At 53.3% G+C, this 18290-nt stretch carries 18 protein-coding genes; 7 read left to right on the top strand and 11 right to left on the bottom strand.

Annotated elements, in window-relative coordinates; translation table 11 throughout:
• Nucleotides 1-81 precede the first annotated feature (81 nt).
• Both SGR01S_RS20460 and SGR01S_RS20455 read left to right on the top strand, forming a co-directional pair.
• Nucleotides 82-966, top strand: coding sequence for an MBL fold metallo-hydrolase (locus tag SGR01S_RS20460; RefSeq protein ID WP_061808438.1), 885 nt, complete (start codon nucleotides 82-84; stop codon nucleotides 964-966).
• Between the two features lie 114 nt (nucleotides 967-1080).
• Complete coding sequence (locus SGR01S_RS20455; protein WP_037418381.1) at nucleotides 1081-1731, top strand: DsbA family protein; 651 nt, start codon at nucleotides 1081-1083, stop codon at nucleotides 1729-1731.
• Nucleotides 1732-1778: 47 nt separating this feature from the next.
• On the opposite strand, the gene SGR01S_RS20450 is transcribed toward SGR01S_RS20455, so the two are convergent.
• Entirely contained in the window at nucleotides 1779-2486 is a 708-nt protein-coding gene (locus tag SGR01S_RS20450; protein WP_061808437.1) for a hypothetical protein, read from the bottom strand.
• A 191-nt stretch (nucleotides 2487-2677) separates the two neighbouring features.
• Here SGR01S_RS20450 and SGR01S_RS20445 point away from each other — a divergent pair, with 191 nt between their 5' ends.
• On the top strand, nucleotides 2678-4414 hold the full coding sequence (locus SGR01S_RS20445; protein ID WP_061808436.1) for an ABC transporter ATP-binding protein/permease: 1737 nt from the start codon (nucleotides 2678-2680) through the stop codon (nucleotides 4412-4414).
• Between the two features lie 38 nt (nucleotides 4415-4452).
• Here the strand turns inward: SGR01S_RS20445 and agaF are convergent, their stop codons facing one another.
• The 7 genes from agaF to SGR01S_RS24580 form a co-directional block, all read right to left on the bottom strand.
• Nucleotides 4453-4887 (bottom strand): PTS galactosamine/N-acetylgalactosamine transporter subunit IIA, encoded by a 435-nt coding sequence (gene agaF, locus SGR01S_RS20440; RefSeq protein ID WP_037418374.1) that lies wholly within the window; start codon nucleotides 4885-4887, stop codon nucleotides 4453-4455.
• Between the two features lie 10 nt (nucleotides 4888-4897).
• On the bottom strand, nucleotides 4898-5791 hold the full coding sequence (locus tag SGR01S_RS20435; protein WP_061808435.1) for a PTS system mannose/fructose/sorbose family transporter subunit IID: 894 nt from the start codon (nucleotides 5789-5791) through the stop codon (nucleotides 4898-4900).
• On the bottom strand, nucleotides 5781-6560 hold the full coding sequence (gene agaW / locus SGR01S_RS20430) for a PTS N-acetylgalactosamine transporter subunit IIC (protein ID WP_061808434.1): 780 nt from the start codon (nucleotides 6558-6560) through the stop codon (nucleotides 5781-5783). Before agaW ends, SGR01S_RS20435 begins: the two co-directional genes overlap by 11 nt.
• A 14-nt stretch (nucleotides 6561-6574) precedes the next feature.
• Entirely contained in the window at nucleotides 6575-7051 is a 477-nt protein-coding gene (agaV, locus tag SGR01S_RS20425) for a PTS N-acetylgalactosamine transporter subunit IIB (RefSeq protein ID WP_037418370.1), read from the bottom strand.
• A 1-nt stretch (nucleotide 7052) separates the two neighbouring features.
• On the bottom strand, nucleotides 7053-8336 hold the full coding sequence (locus tag SGR01S_RS20420; protein WP_061808433.1) for a D-tagatose-bisphosphate aldolase, class II, non-catalytic subunit: 1284 nt from the start codon (nucleotides 8334-8336) through the stop codon (nucleotides 7053-7055).
• Between the two features lie 23 nt (nucleotides 8337-8359).
• Nucleotides 8360-9133, bottom strand: a complete 774-nt coding sequence (gene agaR / locus SGR01S_RS20415; RefSeq protein ID WP_061808432.1) for a transcriptional repressor AgaR — start codon at nucleotides 9131-9133, stop codon at nucleotides 8360-8362.
• A gap of 385 nt (nucleotides 9134-9518) precedes the next feature.
• Entirely contained in the window at nucleotides 9519-9650 is a 132-nt protein-coding gene (locus SGR01S_RS24580; protein WP_255212244.1) for a hypothetical protein, read from the bottom strand.
• On the opposite strand from SGR01S_RS24580, the gene SGR01S_RS20410 reads away from it, so the two are divergent.
• Entirely contained in the window at nucleotides 9649-10869 is a 1221-nt protein-coding gene (locus SGR01S_RS20410; protein WP_061808431.1) for a CynX/NimT family MFS transporter, read from the top strand. The two genes, SGR01S_RS24580 and SGR01S_RS20410, sit on opposite strands and share 2 nt — an antisense overlap.
• Here the strand turns inward: SGR01S_RS20410 and SGR01S_RS24390 are convergent.
• Nucleotides 10859-11032, bottom strand: coding sequence for a YciX family protein (locus SGR01S_RS24390; protein WP_167348764.1), 174 nt, complete (start codon nucleotides 11030-11032; stop codon nucleotides 10859-10861). The two genes, SGR01S_RS20410 and SGR01S_RS24390, sit on opposite strands and share 11 nt — an antisense overlap.
• 525 nt (nucleotides 11033-11557) lie before the next feature.
• Nucleotides 11558-13210 (bottom strand): multidrug ABC transporter permease/ATP-binding protein, encoded by a 1653-nt coding sequence (locus SGR01S_RS20405; RefSeq protein ID WP_061808430.1) that lies wholly within the window; start codon nucleotides 13208-13210, stop codon nucleotides 11558-11560.
• Between the two features lie 251 nt (nucleotides 13211-13461).
• Here SGR01S_RS20405 and SGR01S_RS20400 point away from each other — a divergent pair, with 251 nt between their 5' ends.
• From SGR01S_RS20400 to lldD, 3 genes are all read left to right on the top strand, one after another.
• On the top strand, nucleotides 13462-14382 hold the full coding sequence (locus SGR01S_RS20400) for a LysR family transcriptional regulator (RefSeq protein ID WP_037418357.1): 921 nt from the start codon (nucleotides 13462-13464) through the stop codon (nucleotides 14380-14382).
• A 334-nt stretch (nucleotides 14383-14716) separates the two neighbouring features.
• A complete protein-coding gene (locus tag SGR01S_RS20395; RefSeq protein WP_061808429.1) occupies nucleotides 14717-16297 on the top strand; it encodes an L-lactate permease in 1581 nt (526 codons plus the stop codon).
• Nucleotides 16298-16331: 34 nt separating this feature from the next.
• Nucleotides 16332-17471 carry an FMN-dependent L-lactate dehydrogenase LldD gene (lldD, locus tag SGR01S_RS20390; protein WP_061808428.1) on the top strand — a complete coding sequence of 380 codons (1140 nt, stop codon included), beginning with the start codon at nucleotides 16332-16334 and terminating at the stop codon, nucleotides 17469-17471.
• Here lldD and SGR01S_RS20385 read toward each other — a convergent pair whose 3' ends face one another.
• Nucleotides 17472-18281 carry a MoaF C-terminal domain-containing protein gene (locus SGR01S_RS20385; protein WP_037418348.1) on the bottom strand — a complete coding sequence of 270 codons (810 nt, stop codon included), beginning with the start codon at nucleotides 18279-18281 and terminating at the stop codon, nucleotides 17472-17474. It lies immediately after the preceding gene.
• Nucleotides 18282-18290 lie beyond the last annotated feature (9 nt).

Here is an 18290-nt window from a genome sequence, read left to right as displayed (position 1 = left end):
TTGCTTATTATCCGGTTTTTCTATCGCTTTATGCAACCTAACATCTATACAACATTAATCGCTACTCAAGGACCTCTACCCATGTTTAACAAATCATTATTGACTCTGGCCTTCGCCGGCATCACTACCTTCAGCGCTTACGCCACTGCGGCCAATACCCTGACCATGGAAGTGTACAATCCAGGCGAGAAAAGCGTGTTCCCGGTGTCATCTGAGATCATCAGTGGCAAACACGAAGTAGCGTTGATCGATGCTCAGTTCCAGCGCAATGACGCTGAAGAACTGGTGAAAAAGATTAAAGCAACCGGCAAAAAGCTGACCACCGTCTACATCAGCCATTCAGACCCTGATTTCTACTTCGGTCTGGACGTCATTAAAGCCGCTTTCCCACAGGCGAAAATCATCGCGTCACCAGGCACTATCGAAGAAATCAATGCAACCAAAGACGGCAAAGTCGCGTACTGGGGCCCGATCCTGAAAGATAACGCACCAAAAGCGGTCGTTGTACCTCAGGCGCTACAGGGTGACAGCTTCACCGTTGACGGTCAGAAAGTGGAAGTGAAAGGTTTGACGGGCCCAACACCAGAACGCACCTATGTGTGGATCCCAGCACTGAAAGCCGTCGTGGGCGGTGTTCCAGTGGCCGGTGACAATATCCATCCGTGGGTAGCCGATAACCAGACCGTTGAATCACGCGCACACTGGCAACAAACGCTGGAAGGCATCAAGGCATTGAAGCCAAAAGTCGTTGTTCCGGGTCACTTCCTGCCAGGTGCCGATCAGACGCTTAAGTCCGTCACCTTTACCCAGAATTATCTGACCACGCTGGAAGCCGAGCTGCCGAAGACCAAAAATTCTGCAGAACTGATTGCGGCAATGAAAAAGCATTACCCGAACCTGAAAGACGAATCGAGCCTGGAACTGAGCGCCAAGGTGCTGAAGGGCGAAATGAAGTGGCCTCAATAAGCGTGCAGCAAAAAGCAGGCTAAGGCGTTACTGAGATTGCACAGTGAAGTACCCAAACTCCTTCAGGCGGCAATGCTGTCGCCTGAAGGACAGTAGGTATAACGAGGAATAAACATGACCGGCACGACTCTGCATTACATTTTCGATCCGCTGTGTGGCTGGTGCTATGGCGCTGCCCCACTGGTAAAAGCGGCCAAAACTATTCCAGGGCTGACCATCGCCCTGCACGCTGGCGGCATGATGACCGGCAACAATCGCCGTCAGATCACGGATGAATGGCGCAACTATGTCATTCCGCACGATAAACGTATTGCGGAGTTAACCGGGCAGACTTTTGGTGAAGCCTATTTCAATGGGCTACTGCGTGATACCACCGCAGTCATGGATTCTGAGCCGCCAATCACTGCAATACTGGCAGCCCAGGCACTGGGTGGTCGTGGGCTGGATATGCTGCACCGCATTCAAGAGGCGCATTATAAGGAAGGCCGCCGCATTGCCGATACGCCAGTACTGGAAGCATTGGCAAAAGAGCTGGGCCTGCCTTCTGCCCCATTCATCGCCGAAATGCGCTTTAATGCTGGCGCACCGACCGCACAGCACATTGCTCAAAGCCGGGCACTTCTTGCCAAAATTCACGGGCAAGGGTTCCCAACCTTTGCGTTGGAAGACAGCGAAGGCCACCTGCGCCAGATTCCTGCGGGTAACTATCTGGGTAACGTTGAGGCCTGGAAAGAGTTGCTGAGTGGTGCCGCCACCTGGGCTTAAACCTGCAACAACACCGGGCATTCATTCTGTTGAATGCCCGGTGCTAACTATTCAACCCGCACAAAGCGCCCTTCAGCCCGTACGTTAAAACCAAAACCGCAGTCACCATGGGTGTGCATGTCCAACGAGTCAGCCCTGAACTGCATAGACACATCACATGCCATTGCGTCCTCCGGTTCCCGCTGATGGTATACCGCTTTGCCATGCTCAATCGGCAGCACCTCGGCGAATTCCCCCATATTCGGTCCGTAATACAGCCCCATCTGTGGCATGTAATACCCGGAATAGTTAATCAACCAGTGTCCATCCTGCGGTTTGATGTCCACTTCACTCCAGACGCCACGCCCGGCGTATTGCCAGTAGATACCACCAGGCCCATCCAACGGCGGCTGCTTCGCTAACCGCTGTTGCAACAGCTTTAGGTTATGTTGGGATTTACTGTCTTGCGGTGCCAGTTCTAAATAAGCGCGGGCCTTGAGCAGTTCACCGGCATGCATCAGTGCCAATGCCACGTTATTGTAGGCCGTGGCCGTCGCCTGCTCGTCCAGACCACAAAACTCGCTCCAGGCAGCCTGATCGCGGAAAATATCAGCGGCACGCGAATAATCGCCACGCTTATACGCGCTTTTCCCAAGTTCAGCGTAGCTCGCCACCTTGTGACAATCGGCATTAATATCCGGCTCATCAATCTGTGCCATAGCCTGATCGCTGGCAAGCACGCCATAGGCCAATAGCAGGGGAACCAACGCCTTCATCACTTATCCTTTCCGCAATAAACAACCCAAATTTCGGCGCCAGTATAACCGTCATCGTGCATGGCATCACCCTTGACGATTCAGTCGCAATATTTCAAACGGTTAGCTGCGTTAAAACTGCTTACAGTCCAGGTTTGTTTGTTACTTGCCCCCGGCCCATGCTGAAGAAAATGCATAATTTATGGGATCCCATGAACACTACCCCTACCTCTAAACATGCCGTCTGGCAATTGATAAAGCCATTCTGGATTTCGGAAGAAAAATGGCGGGCCTGGTCGATGCTGATCGCCATCATCGTCCTGTCGCTCGGGTTGGTGTATATCAGCGTATTGATCAACCAATGGAACCAAGTGTTCTATGACGCGCTGCAAAATAAAAACTACCCGGTATTCAAGGCACAGCTTTGGCGCTTTACCTATCTGGCGCTCATTTTCATCGTACTGGCGGTGTATAAAATTTATCTGACGCAAGGCCTGCAAATGCGCTGGCGGCGCTGGATGACAGAGAAGTTCATGGGAAAATGGTTGGCACATCAGGCCTATTACCATACCGAGCAACAGCAGATCGTTGATAACCCCGACCAACGTATCGCCGAGGATCTCAACGTCCTGACACAATACACACTGTCGTTGTCTCTCGGGCTGCTTTCCAGTCTGGTGACCCTGTTTTCTTTTATCACCATTCTCTGGCACGTCAGTGGGCCAATGACATTTATCATTCACCAGCATGCTATTACCCTGCCTGGTTACATGGTGTGGTTTGCCCTCTTGTATGCGGTGCTGGGTTCACTATTAATCTGGTGGGTCGGCAAACCATTGGTCCAACTCGGCTTTAATCAGGAGCGTTATGAGGCAAACTTTCGTTTCGGCCTGATCCGCATCCGTGAAAACAACGATGCGATTGCGCTGTATCAGGGTGAACCGCGCGAAGCACAGCAGCTGGGCGACCGCTTTGACACCATTCGCGCCAACTGGTGGTCAATTATGCGCATTACCCGACGGCTCAATATCGCCTCTAACTTCTACAGTCAATTCGCCATTGTTTTCCCAATGTTAGTAGCCGCTCCGCGCTATTTCTCCGGGGCCATCCAAATGGGTGGCATGATGCAGATCGCCTCCGCCTTTGGTCAGGTCCAGGGAGCGTTGTCGTGGTTTATTGATGCCTTCAGCGATTTGGCAACCTGGAAAGCCTGTGTTAACCGTCTTGCCGGTTTTAACGCTGCGGTGGAACAGGTGCACTATCAGCAACGTGGCATTCAATTGCAGCAGGAAAACGGTCAACCGGTGATCCTCGATCGTCTCAGTCTACAGTTGCCAGACGGCCAGAGTTTACTGGACCCAACCTCGATGACACTGAAACGCGGCGAGCGCGTACTGATCGTCGGTCCATCGGGCTGCGGTAAATCCACGCTGCTGCGCGCTATCGCCGGTATCTGGCCATATGGCTCCGGTGCGATTGGTCGCGACGCCGCCAGTAGTACCCTATTTCTGCCACAGCGCAGTTATATTCCGATCGGTACGCTGCGGGAAGCACTGAGTTATCCGCACCTTGCAGCCGAATACAGTGATGAGCAATTGTTGAAAGTCTTGGAAAATTGCCGTCTGAAGCATCTGCAACGCTGGCTGGATACCAGCGCTAACTGGAGTCACCGCCTGTCGCCGGGTGAACAACAACGGCTAGCATTCGCCCGCGCCATTCTGACCCGTCCAGACATTTTATTCCTCGACGAAGCCACCAGCGCGCTAGACGATGAGACAGAACAACTGATGTATTGTTTATTGGTGGATGAGTTACCGCAGGTGACACTGGTCAGCGTGGCGCACCGCAACAGCGTGGCGAAATATCATCAAAGCTGTTGGCGTTTTAGCCGCGCAGAAGAAAACCAACCGGCCCGCATGTCACTGAGCCCACTGCCTGTGGCAGATTAACCTACCGGACGCCGCCCACTGGCGGCGTCCCGTTTTCCTCAGATGCCGTCAGTTTGCACGTCCTCGCATTTTACCCGGCGTCTTTCATGCCATAGACTGGTCAGGCCGCGTTTGCCGCATGCCAGTGCCACTTCACGAAACTCATCCAGACTCAACCCTTCCCGTTCCAGCATCATTTCTGCCGCCAACTGCATATTCACTCCCGTCAACACCTCACAATCCCCGTGCACGTCAGCCAGTTCACTGGCACAGCGGAACGGTGAACCGCCGAGCATGTCAGTGAGAAATACCACACCGTCCGGTTGCGTCACCTCAGCCAGCGCGGCGCTCAGCGCCGCTTTTAACTGGGTGGTGTTCATCTGTTCGGGAAAATTGACCGCGACGCAATTCTCCTGCGGCCCCACCACTTGCTCAACCGCCTGCAACAGCCCGCTGGCGAAGCCGCCATGGCCGGTAATCACAATGCCTGGCATAACCCTTTCCTCACAATAAACCGATAAACTTGCCCACAACCCCAATCACCACCGTCACACCAATCAATTTCACGGGTGAAAAACCACGCTTCATCAGGAAGAAAATCAGCAGCGTAAAGCACAGAGGCAACAGGTTGGGCATCAGCTTGTCCAGCACGTCGGTCTGTAACGCCACACTGGCCTTGCCGGCATGCATCACCAGCGGGGTGGAAAGATGAACGTATGAGGCCACCAACGCACCGATCACCGTCATGCCGACAATCGAAGCAGCGTGGGATATTCGTCGGGTGTGCGTTTTCAGCAGCGCCAACGCACTGGTACCAGCCTGATAACCGTAATGCGCAAGCCCGAAGCGCAAACCGAAATGGAAAACGTTAAACAACAGGAGGAATACGATCGGCCCGAACAGGCTCCCCTCCAGCGCCAGTGAGGCACCAATCCCGGCACAGATCGGCAGTAGCGTCAGCCAAAACAGCGCGTCGCCAATGCCCCCCAGTGGCCCCATCAGCGCCACTTTTACTGCGCGAATGGTGGAAATTTTCTCCTTATTTTGTTCCATTGCCAACACCAATCCGGAGAGGAAGGTGACGTCAAACGGGTGCACATTGATAAACTCCATGTGCATTTTCATCGAGTTGGACAGATCCTGCGGATTGCGGTGAATCTTGCGCAACGCCGGGATCAACTGATACAGCCAGCCACCGGCCTGCATACGTTCATAGTTAAACGACGCCTGCAACAGCAACGAACGCCAAGCCATGCGGTTGATATCTCCACGGGTCAACGCCTCCGCGGGTTGACTATCGACGTAGTCATCCTGCTCGACCTGGCTGGTGGCCAGTGCCTGTGCTAAACGCTTCTCCGCTTTTTGTGCCAGCACGTCGTCGGAATCATTAAATGCCATCTTCAGCATCCTCCTGTTGTACAGGCTGTTTGGGCGAATCCGCACCGGCCCGTTGACTGTTAAAGAAATCGATCAATGCGATCGCCAGCGCGCCCAGCGCTACTGCCAGAATGGGCAATTTCAGGAAGGTGACGGAAATAAAACCAAGGATGAAGTAGGCCACGTAGGTTTTTTTCATCATCACTTTCATCAGTAATGAGAAACCAATCGCCGGCATCATACCGCCCGCTACCGCCAGGCCATCCAACAGCCAAACCGGCGCCTTTTGCACCATGGCGCTGGCCGCGTCGGCACCGAAATAAATCGGCAAAAACGCCACCACAAAATAGAACGTAAACAGGATGGCAATACCGAGATAATTCACCCGTTCGATACCGCGCCAGTTCAGTTCTTTCACCATACGGTCGCAACGGTGCATCATTGGCGAAAACAAGGTGAACAACAGCGTAATACAGCCCTGTACTGCAATCGAAAACGGCACTGCAACGCCGATCGCTACCTTAGGATCTGCCTTGGTCAGAATGGCGAATGCTGTGCCAATCACCCCGCCAATCACCACATTCGGGGGCTGAGCTCCCGCCAGCGGCACCATACCCATCCACACCAATTCCAACGTGCCCCCGACCAACAGGCCGGTGTAAACGTCCCCCAGAATCAGACCGACCAGCGGCCCCAGCACTACCGGACGATGGAAGTGGGTCAGACCATCAAACAGATCGACCCCTGCCAATCCTGCCAATAGCGCAATCAATAATGCATCAGTCAACATGATTACCCCCGACCTCAAAACAACAGTTTGCCGATCGCCTCACCCGCTTCATCCGGCACCCGGCGTACCTCACACTCGACACCAAGCGCAGCCAACTCGCGAAAAGCGGCAACGTCATCGTCATCCAGTGAGACCGTTTTATGCACCTGTCGCTTACCCTCGGCGAAATGCATGTTGCCGACGTTCACGAAACGGATCGGCACCCCACCCTGCACCAGTTGCAAAACATCCTGCGGCGTTTTACATACCAAAAAGATTTTCTGCCGATCTGCCGCTTTGTGGATCACGTCGATGGTTTTCTGCAGCGTGAAATAGCGCGTCTGCACCCCTTCAGCCACCACCATGTCCATCAGGTTTTGTTGCACGGGATCGGCGGCAGCTTCATCGTTGGCGACAACCACCAGATTGGCACCCAAGGTATTGGTCCAGGTCACGCCGACCTGGCCGTGCACCAGGCGGTTATCGATACGCGTCATCAGGATATTTGGCATTTCAATGCACCTCCGGATAACAGGCGGCATGGTAATCATTGAGCACCTGCGTCACCTTGTGCATCACCCAATCCTGGGGATCCTCGCTTAGCTCACCTGCATTCATTGCACGGGCCTGATCGGGCAGATATTGACTCAACAGCGCCAACGGGACGGGATGACGACGCAAATTGTCTACCAGCTGTTCCACTGCCTGCTGGACCTGCGGTTGCGGCCAGTAGTAACGTACCCGGTCACTCAGACTGTAGTGGCGGTCGAGATATTGTTGATGCGGATTGCCGTGGTAATAACGGCTCCACTGCTGTGGTTGCTCGCGCATCACCTGTTCCAGCGTGGCACACAGCTGTGCCGACTGATGCTCGCCCAACCATTCACGTTCAATATGATCCAGGGCGAACAGCGCCTCGCGCAGGGCAAAAGTCAGCGCTGGGCCGACTTTCAGGATGGCGAAATGGTCGCTCACCAGCTGCCGGTAGGCCTGTGGGGGTTGGTAATCCGTTGAGTGTGCCTCGTAAACCATACCCGGTTGCCGTTCGATAAAACGGCTTAGCGCATGGGCACGCTGCGGTTGGTAGTGTTCCACGCTGTGATGATCAAACTCGACACCCGGCTGCACCACCAGCGCAATGGTTCGCGTCCAGGCATCGACCAATTCTGCTTGTTGCCAAGCCTGCCGGTGAACGTCAAGCGTTTGCTGTACGGCTTGTGGCGTAGTGACCTGCATACCTTCCAGCGCTTCCTGTGCGCCACCTGGCACCGGTACTTCAGTGCCGATGACATACACCGGTGCCTCACCGCCGCTTTCCTGCCAGGCACGTTCTGCAACGGCACACAATCGCGCTGCGCGAGTGGCCACCGTTTCATCATTCAAAGGGAAAGGGTCGCCAGCGCAAGACATGGAGCAATCAAGGTGAATTTTACGAAAGCCGGCACGGACATAATCATCGATTAGTGTTTCTGCCAGCATCATCGCCTCTTCTGCCGGGCGATCCTGCCAGGCATTCGGGCCGAGATGGTCGCCCCCTAACCAGAGACGATCACGCGCCAGCCCTACCTCATCTGCCAACAGCCACAGGGCATCGCGGAATTGCTCCGCGGTTTGGCCAGTGTAGCCGCCAAATTGATTGACCTGATTCGATGTGGCCTCAACCAGCACTGGCGTACCACGCTCTTTGGCCTGCCGCAGGGCTGCTTTCAGCACCCAGGGGTGAGCGGAACAAACGGAAAATATCCCAACCGGTTTTCCGGCCTTGTGCTGCTCAATAAGCTGTAACAACTGCTGCATGAATCCCCCACGCAGGCGCCGTACTACCGATCGGCGATGACAACCTCCACGCCCAACTCGGTTAACGCCCGCTCGTAATCGTACGGAAGAAGGCTGTCGGTAATCAGCCGATGAATTTGTCCAGCTTCACGAATCATGCAAAAGCTCTTGCGACCAAACTTGCTGGCATCCGCCACGGCGATGATCTCGCGCGCCACCTCACACATCACACGGTTAAGGTGTGCCTCACCGGGGTGAGGCGTGGTAATACCGGCAGCCAGATCGAAACCGTCGACCCCCAAAAACAATTTGTCGAAACGGTACTGGCGCAATTGCTGCTCGGCAGCTGGACCGTAGAGCGAGTAGGAGTTACGGCGCACACTGCCACCCAGCACCATCACCTCCACCCCATCGTTACCTGAAAGCTCATAAGCAATGTTCAGCGCATTGGTCATCACCACCAAATCGCGTCGCCCTTTCAGGAACGGCACTATCTGAGTGGTGGTGGAACCGGAATCGAGGATCAGCGCATCACCATCACGCACATAGCTTGCCGCTACGCTCGCGATCTGCGACTTCACGTCGCGGTTTAACCGCCCCTTGTCATGTAACGGACGATCGAAGGCGAATTGTTGATTGAGCATCGCGCCGCCGTAAGCCCGCAGCGCACACCCTTTTCGTTCCAGAAAGCGCAGATCGTTGCGGATCGTCACCGTGGATACTGCAAATTGTTTGCTGAGCTGCTCCACGCGCACGCTTCCGTGTTCGCATAACAGATCAATAATGTGTTCACGTCGTTTTGCGGTATTCACTGGCATGAGCTGCGGTCCTCAGGTTTCCGGCCGGGCCGGGGAGAAGATGGCTTTCGCTCTACTGCGCTGGCATTACAGCAAAGCGAAAGCAATGAAATTGTGATCGGGGCTACAGCGCTGTTTTAGCAGAAAAATTGGCTAAAAACCTTTCGAATCGAAATGAAGTGAAAATTTTTAAGGACAGAGAAAGGCAAAGTGAAAAATCAGAGCGGGCGCAGTTGCCGGGATGAAGAGCCCGACGATATGCAGAAAACGAAAGCGGTGGTGTAACCGTCTACCTGGCTGACTTTTAATTCATCAGGTGATCGGGATCACATAATAGCAATTATGCTTCCTTAACCTTTCCTCGCAAACACCAGAATTGCGTCTCTGCCGTTTCAGCGCCCCCTTGTCAGGCCGGGGGATCTTCCCCTACACTTGCGCGCAGATATCGGCCAACTGTCGGTACGTAAGCGTTAACGTCAATCAACGCATCATGCCGTGCAGCATTGATTGACTGCATGCCCTGGTGCGAGGAACTCATGCCCCATTCTGCCTTACCCCAAACGTCTGCCGCTATAAAACGCAGCCGGTTACGCCATCCCTTATTACTGATCTGCGGCATTATGTTGGTTGCGGCCAACCTGCGGGCCGCACTGACCAGCGTTGGCCCATTACTGGAACAAATCCAACAGCAGTTGGCCCTGTCCGCTACCTCGGCTGGCCTGCTTAACTCACTGCCGCTGATCCTGTTCGCTGTGTTATCACCAGTGACACCCGGCCTGGCCAAACGTATGGGTATTGAACGCACTCTGGGTATGGCGCTATTACTGTTGGTTACCGGCATTGTGCTACGTTCCCTGCCGCAAACCGGCATGCTGTGGCTGGGCAGTGTTTTGATTGGCGCCGCTATCGCATTTGCCAACGTGGTGTTGCCGACATTGGTGAAACGCGACTTCCCGCAACGGGCCGCCGCGATGATTGCAGGCTATGCCGCCGTGATGTCGCTGGTCGCGGCTACCGCTTCTGGCCTGGCCGTACCGCTGGCAGCACTGAACAATCTAGGCTGGCGTTTTTCCTTGCTGTGTTGGAGCCTACCGGCTTTATTGGCGTTGATTGTCTGGCTGCCGCAACTGCGCCGCCCCGCCACGTCCATGCGCAGCACCACTCCCGTCGTTCAACCTGTGCCATCCCGCTCCCCTTGGGGCAGTGCGCTTGGTTGGCAAGTCGCGCTGTTTATGGGCTTACAGTCCATTACCTTCTACACCATTATCGGTTGGTTCAGTGCCTTTGCCGCCAGCCACGGCACCTCGCCGCAACAGGCGGGTTTTGAGCTGTTTATTTATCAACTGGTGGCGATCGTTGCTAACTTCGTCATGGTATTTATTCTGCCGCGTGCACGGGATCAGCGGGCTATCGCACTGTGCAGTTCGCTGCTGATTTTTATCGGCGTTGCCGGTCTGTTATTGAGGCCGGAAAATTCGCTGGTGTGGTTGATTTTTGCCGGATTGGGGGCGGGAAGCTCTCTGGTGCTGGCACTGTCCTTCTTTGGCCTACGCAGTAGCCATCATCACCAGGCCACACAATTGTCGGGTATGGCGCAATCGGTAGGCTATCTTCTGGCGGCGCTAGGGCCAACGTTGTTCGGTCTGCTGCACGATCTAACGCAAGGCTGGCGGTTACCGCTGGCCATTTTGCTGGGATTGACGCTGCTGCAAATGCTGTTCGGCATGTTGGCCGGACGCAATCGGGTTATTCATTAACATCGGGCTGCGCAGGCTGCTCCGATGTAGACTCTACGGCGTCGTCTTGCCATAGGTCGTTGATAAACGCCCGTTGCTCACGAGTCAACTGCCAGGAAGGGGGGATCTTGGCCGGGCTATCATCCCGGGCGCCCCCCGTATTCTTTACGCGTTTTTTGTCCATCGACACATTTCCTAAATAAGCAGCCAATAAATCACAGCGGCGACGGCCAACCAAAACACCCCGCAGCCGATAAACACGCACAGTCAAGCTTTACGTTTGATATCCGCGTCATCCTTGCTTATCACAGCCGCCTCGCATAATAGATTAAATCAATTAAAATCCAATTATTGATCTATTTAAACGATCAATAAAGTGTTTTGTTACCCTAGTAATTTAAAAAATAACTGCTACCCAGACACCTGAGGCGAGGTAGCTACAGAGAAACAGTCTGGACGGTGCGTCATAGGCGATGAATGCATGCTGCATTGGTGAACGATGGCGCAGTGTGACACAACACAACAGATCAAAATTAAACCACCAGTAAATAAATCAATACTCAATTAATTGACTTTAGGTAAGGGGAATTGGCGGCAGGTTAGACTGGATATTTGCAGGAGAGGTGACGTGATATGCTGTATTTATCGGATAGTACCCTGCGCTCACACACAGTTATTCGGACCGCCGATGCGGCCCAAATGACAAGGGTCAGTCAATCTGCGAAATCGAGTCCCGACTGGCACGCTCACGGTCATTGCCGGTCAATTCGCTCAGATGCCCATCACGCATTTGCAACAGCCTATCGGCATGTTCAAAGTAATGGTCATCATGGCTGATGGCGAAAACCGTTTTTCCCAGTGCGCGTAGCTGCGGTAGCAACTCACGATAGAAGATACGCCGAAATTGCGGATCCTGATCCGCCGCCCATTCGTCCAATAGCAGGATATCCCGCTTTTCAGCCACTGCCAGCAGTAACGCCAGACGTTTACGCTGTCCTTGCGATAGCTGCGGATTGGTCACTCGTAGGCCATCGAACTTCAACTTGTCTTTCATGTTCAATCGGTTAAGCCAGCTTTCTACCAGCGCAGTATCTGGCTGCTCCCCCTCAGGCCCTTGCAGATGGTGGAACGGGTGAAAATCGGTAAAAATAGCGGAGAACAAACGGCGATAATCATGCATATCTGCCGGAGTCTGTGGCACACCATCCAGCATAATTTGCCCACTAACCGGCTGATATAACCCAGTTAACAGCATCGCGAGCGTTGATTTTCCACTGCCGTTGCCGCCAATCAGGAAGACCAGTTCACCACGGCGCAGCGTCAGGTTAATAGGCCCAACTGCGAACCCGGCTTTTTGCTCCGCCGCGCCATAGTGGAACATCACATCACGCAGCTCCAGGGTTTGCCAGGCTTTGGAGCTTACCGTAGGAAACGTGGGTTGATAATCTGCAAGCTGCAACGCTTTGACCTTGCCGAAAGCCACCTCAGCGCTAATCAGCGTCGGGAATGCCCCTACCGCCTGCAACAATGGCGTACGCAGGAACAACAACGTCAGTGAATACGTCGCCGCAACAGCGGTATCGGCCCAGCCCAGGCTATTTGCCATATAAAACACCAAACCAATCGCACCCAACATCATGATATTCGACCAATTGACGGCACTGAGATGGTAGGTATCCGCGCGGATAATGTGATGTCGATAATCTTCAGCATCGGGTTGGTAGGCCTGCTGGTACAACGCCTTGGCACGATCGCGGTTCAGCGCTAACTCTTTACGGCCATCAATCGCAGATTGGTAATGTTCATACAGACGTTCTTCCGCTTCACGCACACGGGTCAGATGGCGATAAACACGAGACACCAGACAACCGCTACCCACCACTGTGATGGCAACCCAAATCGCGGTTACCAGCAGCATCTGTGGTGACAGCCAACCCAGATAGGCCGCCGATCCTACAGTTAATATCACCCCTTGCACCAGCTCCGGCAAGCGCACAAAAGCAACCGTGATATTACGAATATCACTGGACAGACTTGCCAGCAGCGAAGCGCTGCCCAATTGTTCTATTCGCTCAATATGCGTATCCAGGATGCGCTTAACCAGTTGGCCACGTAGCCGGAACACAAAATGATGGCCGAGCGTGGTCAGCGCTAACTGTGAGCCCAGCGTTACCGCCATCAGCAATGCCAACAGCCCGAGGAATTCGGGTAATACGGCCAAAGGGTTGCCCGCTACCGTCATCAGCCGCAAATTTATAAAGGCGATGATACCTATGCCCAACGCCGCGCTGGCCATGGTTAACGCCATTACCGCCAAAAACGGCCAGCGATACTGGTGGTACACCACCCGTAGCAACTCCATGAAGAACCCTTACCCTAAATCTTGAGATGGCAGGCATTGTAAGCGGCCTAAAAGTGATATCAATAACAATTCTCATTTTGGCACTGGTGATGGCTCTCTGGCCGCGAAATTTTCGCCCAACCGCAGCGGATGAGTTTCAGGGGCATAGATAGCGCGTCGACCAAGGCGCACAAACTTGCCAACAAAGATGCAGCTTGCAGTATGACGGGTATACACTGACGGTTGCTCTGGGACGAGGAAAACACCAACTGATGCTGCCCACACATGAATATGCCAACGACCTGATCCTGTTTGCCCTGATTGTTGATTGCGGTTCCTTCAGCAAAGCCGCTGAAACAGCCGGAATTACCAGTTCGGTGGTCAGTAAACGTATCGGCCGACTGGAGAAATCCCTTGGCGCACGCCTGCTGTACCGCACCACCCGTAGCCTGACGCTGACTGAAAACGGCCAAAGCCTATACCACCAGGCCAAGGAGATTGGCGCTCAAATTCAGCAAGCCCTGAACGTTGTCAGTGAAAAAAGCGATGAACTGACCGGCGTGATCCGTATGTCAGTCCCGACCATTTCAGGCGAATTGCTGCTAAGTGAGAGCGTGGCAGAATTCTGCGCCCGCCATCCCAATCTGAAGGTTGAGATGCGGCTCGAAAATCGCTTCGTCGATCTGGTCAATGAAGGGATTGATTTGGCAATCCGTACCGGTACCCTGCCAGACTCAAGCCTGATTGCCCGACCGATTCTGGATTCGCGCTGGGTGATCGTCTGCTCGCCCGGCTATTTGCAGCAACATCCCGAGCCTCACTCGGCCGATGACCTACTCCAGCATAATTGCCTGACCTACACCTATCAGGAAAGCGGTACCGACAACTGGTTGATGAAACAGCCAGGCAGCAGCAAAATTTATGAGTTGCAGGTTAATGGCAACCTGTCTGCCAATAATGCCAGAGCAATCCGCAAGGCCGTGATCGGCGGTTATGGTATTGCTATGGTGCCACGCTGCATGGTGTATGAGGATTTACAGGATGGAAAGCTGGTGGAAATTTTGGCTGGTCACTGCGGCAAAGTATTAGGCATTTACGCAGTCTATCCCTATACCCGTAATTTACCGCTAAAAACCCGACTGCTGATTGAACATATCATCGCGTCCTACCAAAGTATCAGCCACTATTTTTGAACCAGATCACATTATTATTCCGAACGGGCCCGTAGCGCCCGTCAGGGATTACGCCACTTTTGAATATAATCTATTGATGATTATTGTGTAATTAATGTGACCCAACACATTCATCATATAAAAAATAAAATTATCACTTTGATTTTTAATAAAATAATCAACCCATCAATATGAACACCGCCGCCAACAAAGTGACGATACCGCCCTACTTTTCAATACCGGATAATTGCCGAATGGAACATCGGCCAAGGTTGTGATTAGAATGAAAATGTTGCGGTAATTAACCTTTCGGCTACATACCTCTACAAATAACAATAATAACCCTGAGGCTTTTATGTCCCTGCTTTTCAGTATTGCGCCCATCGTCCTGCTGATCTGGATGATGACCAAAAAGAACGGTGTTCCTTCCTATATCGCGCTCCCGCTGACAGCGGCTGCCGTGTATGCCGTACAAATGTTTTGGTTCAATGGCCTGCCACTGTTGTTGCACGCCAATATCATTACCGCATTGGTTTCAGTTTTCACGCCAATTACCATCATCGCTGGCGCTATTTTGCTCAATAAACTGATGCAGATCAGCGGAGCGGAAAATGTTGTACGGAACTGGCTGGAAAATATCAGCCCTAACCCAGTCGCACAGTTGATGATCATCGGATGGGCATTTGCCTTTATGATTGAGGGAGCCAGTGGTTTTGGTACTCCCGCCGCCATTGCGGCCCCCATCCTCGTCGGGTTAGGTTTTAACCCACTGCGCGTGGCTCTGCTAACGCTGGTCATGAACTCTGTACCTGTGTCATTCGGTGCCGTCGGCACGCCCACCTGGTTCGGCTTCGCCAATCTGGGGCTTCCCGATGCCGACTTGCTGGACATTGGTCGTCAAACCGCGTTGATCCACTTTGTCGCTGGGTTTGTTATTCCATTACTGGCACTCCGTTTTATCGTGTCCTGGCATGAGATTCGTCGCAACCTGCCCTTTATTTTGCTCAGCGTCTTGAGCTGCACTCTGCCTTATTTGCTGTTGGCACAGGTTAACTATGAATTTCCCGCTCTGGTTGGCGGTGCCATTGGCCTGATGCTGTCAGTACTCTTGGCACGCGCCGGAGTTGGTCTGACACGCAGCGAAAGCAAAACATCCTCTCAACCGGTGCCATTCGTTCACGTGATCAAAGCAATGACCCCAACTCTGCTGCTGATTGCTATTTTGATAGTAACGCGTATTCATCAGCTGGGTATTAAAGCGCTGCTCAACAGCAATACACCTTTATGGAATGGCAAACTCGGTGGTCTGGGCGAGCTGCGCATCAGTGATGCCCTGATCATTGAATTACAGCAGGTATTAGGCACGTCTGCTGCTGCGAGCTACAAAACGTTGTATGTACCCGCACTGATCCCTTTTTTACTGGTGGTCTTGCTGTGTATTCCCCTGTTTCAGCTAAACCGCAAACAGGTAAAGCAGATGTTTACAGAAACCGGAGGGCGCATAGCTAAACCCTTTATCGCCCTTTTTGGCGCTTTAGTGATGGTCAATCTGATGATGCAAGGTGGCGACAATGCTCCGGTGATCCTCATTGGCAAAGCGCTGGCATCGCTCACCGGGGAAAGCTGGCTGCTGTTCTCTTCGTTCCTCGGTGCACTGGGTTCGTTCTTTTCAGGATCCAATACCGTTTCCAATCTGACATTTGGCGGCATTCAGCATTCTATCGCCTTGAGCAGCGGGCTAAACGTCAACCTGACGCTGGCTCTGCAATCCGTGGGCGGGGCCATGGGCAATATGGTGTGCCTGAATAATATTATCGCCGTCTGCTCAATCCTTGGGATCAGCAATGCTGAAGGAAAAATTATAAGAAAGACCGTGTTGCCCTTGCTGGTGTACGGGGGGATCGCCGCCGTTATGGCGCAGATCCTGACTTTATGAATGTAAAAGCACGTTATCGAAATAAGGTAAAAATATGATCATCTCCGCATCAACCGATTACCGGGCCGCAGCACAGGCTAAGCTTCCGCCTTTTCTGTTCCATTACATTGACGGCGGGGCCTACGCGGAGCATACGCTACGACGCAATACAGAAGATCTGGCAGGTATTGCCCTGCGCCAGCGCATACTGCGTAATATGTCAGACCTCAGCCTGGAAACCAGTCTGTTCGGTGAAAAACTGGCAATGCCAGTGATCCTCGGTCCCGTCGGTCTGACGGGGATGTACGCCCGCCGCGGTGAAGTGCAGGCAGCCAAAGCCGCTGCGCAGAAAGGCATCCCTTTTACCTTGTCTACGGTTTCAGTCTGCCCAATTGAAGAAGTGGCACCGGCAATCGATCGACCGATGTGGTTCCAGTTGTACGTACTGAAAGACCGGGGGTTTATGCGTAACGCGTTAGAACGCGCTAAAGCCGCTGGGGTAAAAACCTTGGTATTCACTGTCGATATGCCCGTGCCCGGTGCACGTTACCGTGATGCACACTCAGGTATGAGTGGCCCTAACGCTGCCGTGCGACGCATACTGCAAGCCGTGACACATCCACAATGGGCTTGGGACGTCGGGTTGTGCGGCAAACCGCATGATTTGGGCAATGTCTCGGCGTACCGTGGTAAACCGACCAACCTCGAAGATTATATTGGCTGGTTAGGCACCAACTTCGATCCCTCTATCTCTTGGAAAGATTTGGATTGGATCCGTGAATTCTGGCAAGGCCCAATGATCATCAAAGGCATTCTGGATCCGGAAGATGCCAAGGATGCGGTGCGATTCGGTGCCGATGGCATTGTGGTTTCCAACCACGGTGGCCGGCAACTCGACGGCGTGTTATCAACCGCCCATGCATTGCCGGCGATTGCCGACGCGGTGAAAGGTGACATTACCCTCCTCGCCGACTCTGGCATTCGCAATGGGCTGGACGTGGTGCGTATGATTGCGCTGGGTGCAGACGGTGTATTGCTGGGACGCGCCTTTGCCTATGCGCTCGCGGCAGCCGGGCAGGCTGGCGTCGCCAACCTGCTCGAACTGATTGATAAAGAAATGCGCGTCGCCATGACGCTGATCGGTGCGAAAACTATCGCGGACATCAACTCCGACGCTCTGGTTAATAACCGCTGATTACAGGGGTTGTACCCCGTCGGGATAGGTGTTGTAACTCATCTTGTGAATGAAAGCGCCGGCGGGGGACACTAACACCTTGCCGGCAGCATCCAGTCCAAGAAATATCCCTGTACAGCGGCCAAGGGTAAAGTCGAAAAAGAACACCGAGCAAACCGGGATAATCTTTTCCCGGAAGGTGAATAAATACTGGTCCTCCGCAAATTTATAGTATGTGGCGTAATCCATATCACCGTGGCCAAACTGCTCACCGCGCAGGTTCTGCCAGGCATAACGTTCGGTATTAACGTAGAAATGTTCGTAATAATGATTAGGGCTGTAAATATTCAACGTGCGGTAGCCCAGCAGCTCACGGGTCAAGTGAGGAGCCAAGCCGCTCGGCGTAATACCCACCCTCTGACCAACATTGAATGTTTGCCCCAGGCGGGAGCCATTCGTCACCTGTTGTTCAGGCAACAGCGTGCTACGCACCATCAGTACTCGTCCGCTATCCACGTTGAGCACGAATGTCAGGCATTCATTGCCTGGTATCTGCAAAGGAATATTAAAGAAGTATTGTGAAGGAGAAGTACGGACCTCCTCGTACGCGTCTTCCCCCTGCTCTCCCTGCCAAGTCCAGTGCAGCCGTTGCTGATCAGCACTGAAACGCAACGTCATCTCTTCACCATGTTCAAACACCATCTGCAACGTTTTTCCGCGCCAGTCCTGGGTCGGCGGCAGGCGGTTAGTATCAATCCCCCTGGCAAAATCGTCATAGTTCTTCCACTCTGGCTCGGCGTTCTGATTCAATACTGACGGATTTAAAGACATGCTCGTTCT

This window comes from Serratia grimesii NBRC 13537, from assembly GCF_001590905.1.
Taxonomy (GTDB): domain Bacteria; phylum Pseudomonadota; class Gammaproteobacteria; order Enterobacterales; family Enterobacteriaceae; genus Serratia; species Serratia grimesii.
Note: the sequence above shows the minus strand (reverse complement) of the source record. Positions and strands in the feature narration are given on the sequence as shown.

Bases quoted from the DNA above. Each gene is read 5' to 3' on its own strand.
- SGR01S_RS20450 (WP_061808437.1), bottom strand. From the start codon at position 2,486: ATGAAGGCGTTGGTTCCCCTGCTATTGGCCTATGGCGTGCTTGCCAGC.
- SGR01S_RS20410 (WP_061808431.1), top strand. From the start codon at position 9,649: ATGCCCCATTCTGCCTTACCCCAAACGTCTGCCGCTATAAAACGCAGC.
- SGR01S_RS20460 (WP_061808438.1), top strand. From the start codon at position 82: ATGTTTAACAAATCATTATTGACTCTGGCCTTCGCCGGCATCACTACC.
- lldD (WP_061808428.1), top strand. From the start codon at position 16,332: ATGATCATCTCCGCATCAACCGATTACCGGGCCGCAGCACAGGCTAAG.
- agaV (WP_037418370.1), bottom strand. From the start codon at position 7,051: ATGCCAAATATCCTGATGACGCGTATCGATAACCGCCTGGTGCACGGC.
- SGR01S_RS20395 (WP_061808429.1), top strand. From the start codon at position 14,717: ATGTCCCTGCTTTTCAGTATTGCGCCCATCGTCCTGCTGATCTGGATG.
- agaW (WP_061808434.1), bottom strand. From the start codon at position 6,560: ATGTTGACTGATGCATTATTGATTGCGCTATTGGCAGGATTGGCAGGG.
- SGR01S_RS20385 (WP_037418348.1), bottom strand. From the start codon at position 18,281: ATGTCTTTAAATCCGTCAGTATTGAATCAGAACGCCGAGCCAGAGTGG.
- SGR01S_RS24390 (WP_167348764.1), bottom strand. From the start codon at position 11,032: ATGGACAAAAAACGCGTAAAGAATACGGGGGGCGCCCGGGATGATAGC.
- SGR01S_RS20405 (WP_061808430.1), bottom strand. From the start codon at position 13,210: ATGGAGTTGCTACGGGTGGTGTACCACCAGTATCGCTGGCCGTTTTTG.
- agaR (WP_061808432.1), bottom strand. From the start codon at position 9,133: ATGCCAGTGAATACCGCAAAACGACGTGAACACATTATTGATCTGTTA.
- SGR01S_RS20400 (WP_037418357.1), top strand. From the start codon at position 13,462: ATGCTGCCCACACATGAATATGCCAACGACCTGATCCTGTTTGCCCTG.
- SGR01S_RS24580 (WP_255212244.1), bottom strand. From the start codon at position 9,650: ATGAGTTCCTCGCACCAGGGCATGCAGTCAATCAATGCTGCACGGCAT.
- SGR01S_RS20445 (WP_061808436.1), top strand. From the start codon at position 2,678: ATGAACACTACCCCTACCTCTAAACATGCCGTCTGGCAATTGATAAAG.
- SGR01S_RS20435 (WP_061808435.1), bottom strand. From the start codon at position 5,791: ATGGCATTTAATGATTCCGACGACGTGCTGGCACAAAAAGCGGAGAAG.
- agaF (WP_037418374.1), bottom strand. From the start codon at position 4,887: ATGCCAGGCATTGTGATTACCGGCCATGGCGGCTTCGCCAGCGGGCTG.
- SGR01S_RS20455 (WP_037418381.1), top strand. From the start codon at position 1,081: ATGACCGGCACGACTCTGCATTACATTTTCGATCCGCTGTGTGGCTGG.
- SGR01S_RS20420 (WP_061808433.1), bottom strand. From the start codon at position 8,336: ATGCAGCAGTTGTTACAGCTTATTGAGCAGCACAAGGCCGGAAAACCG.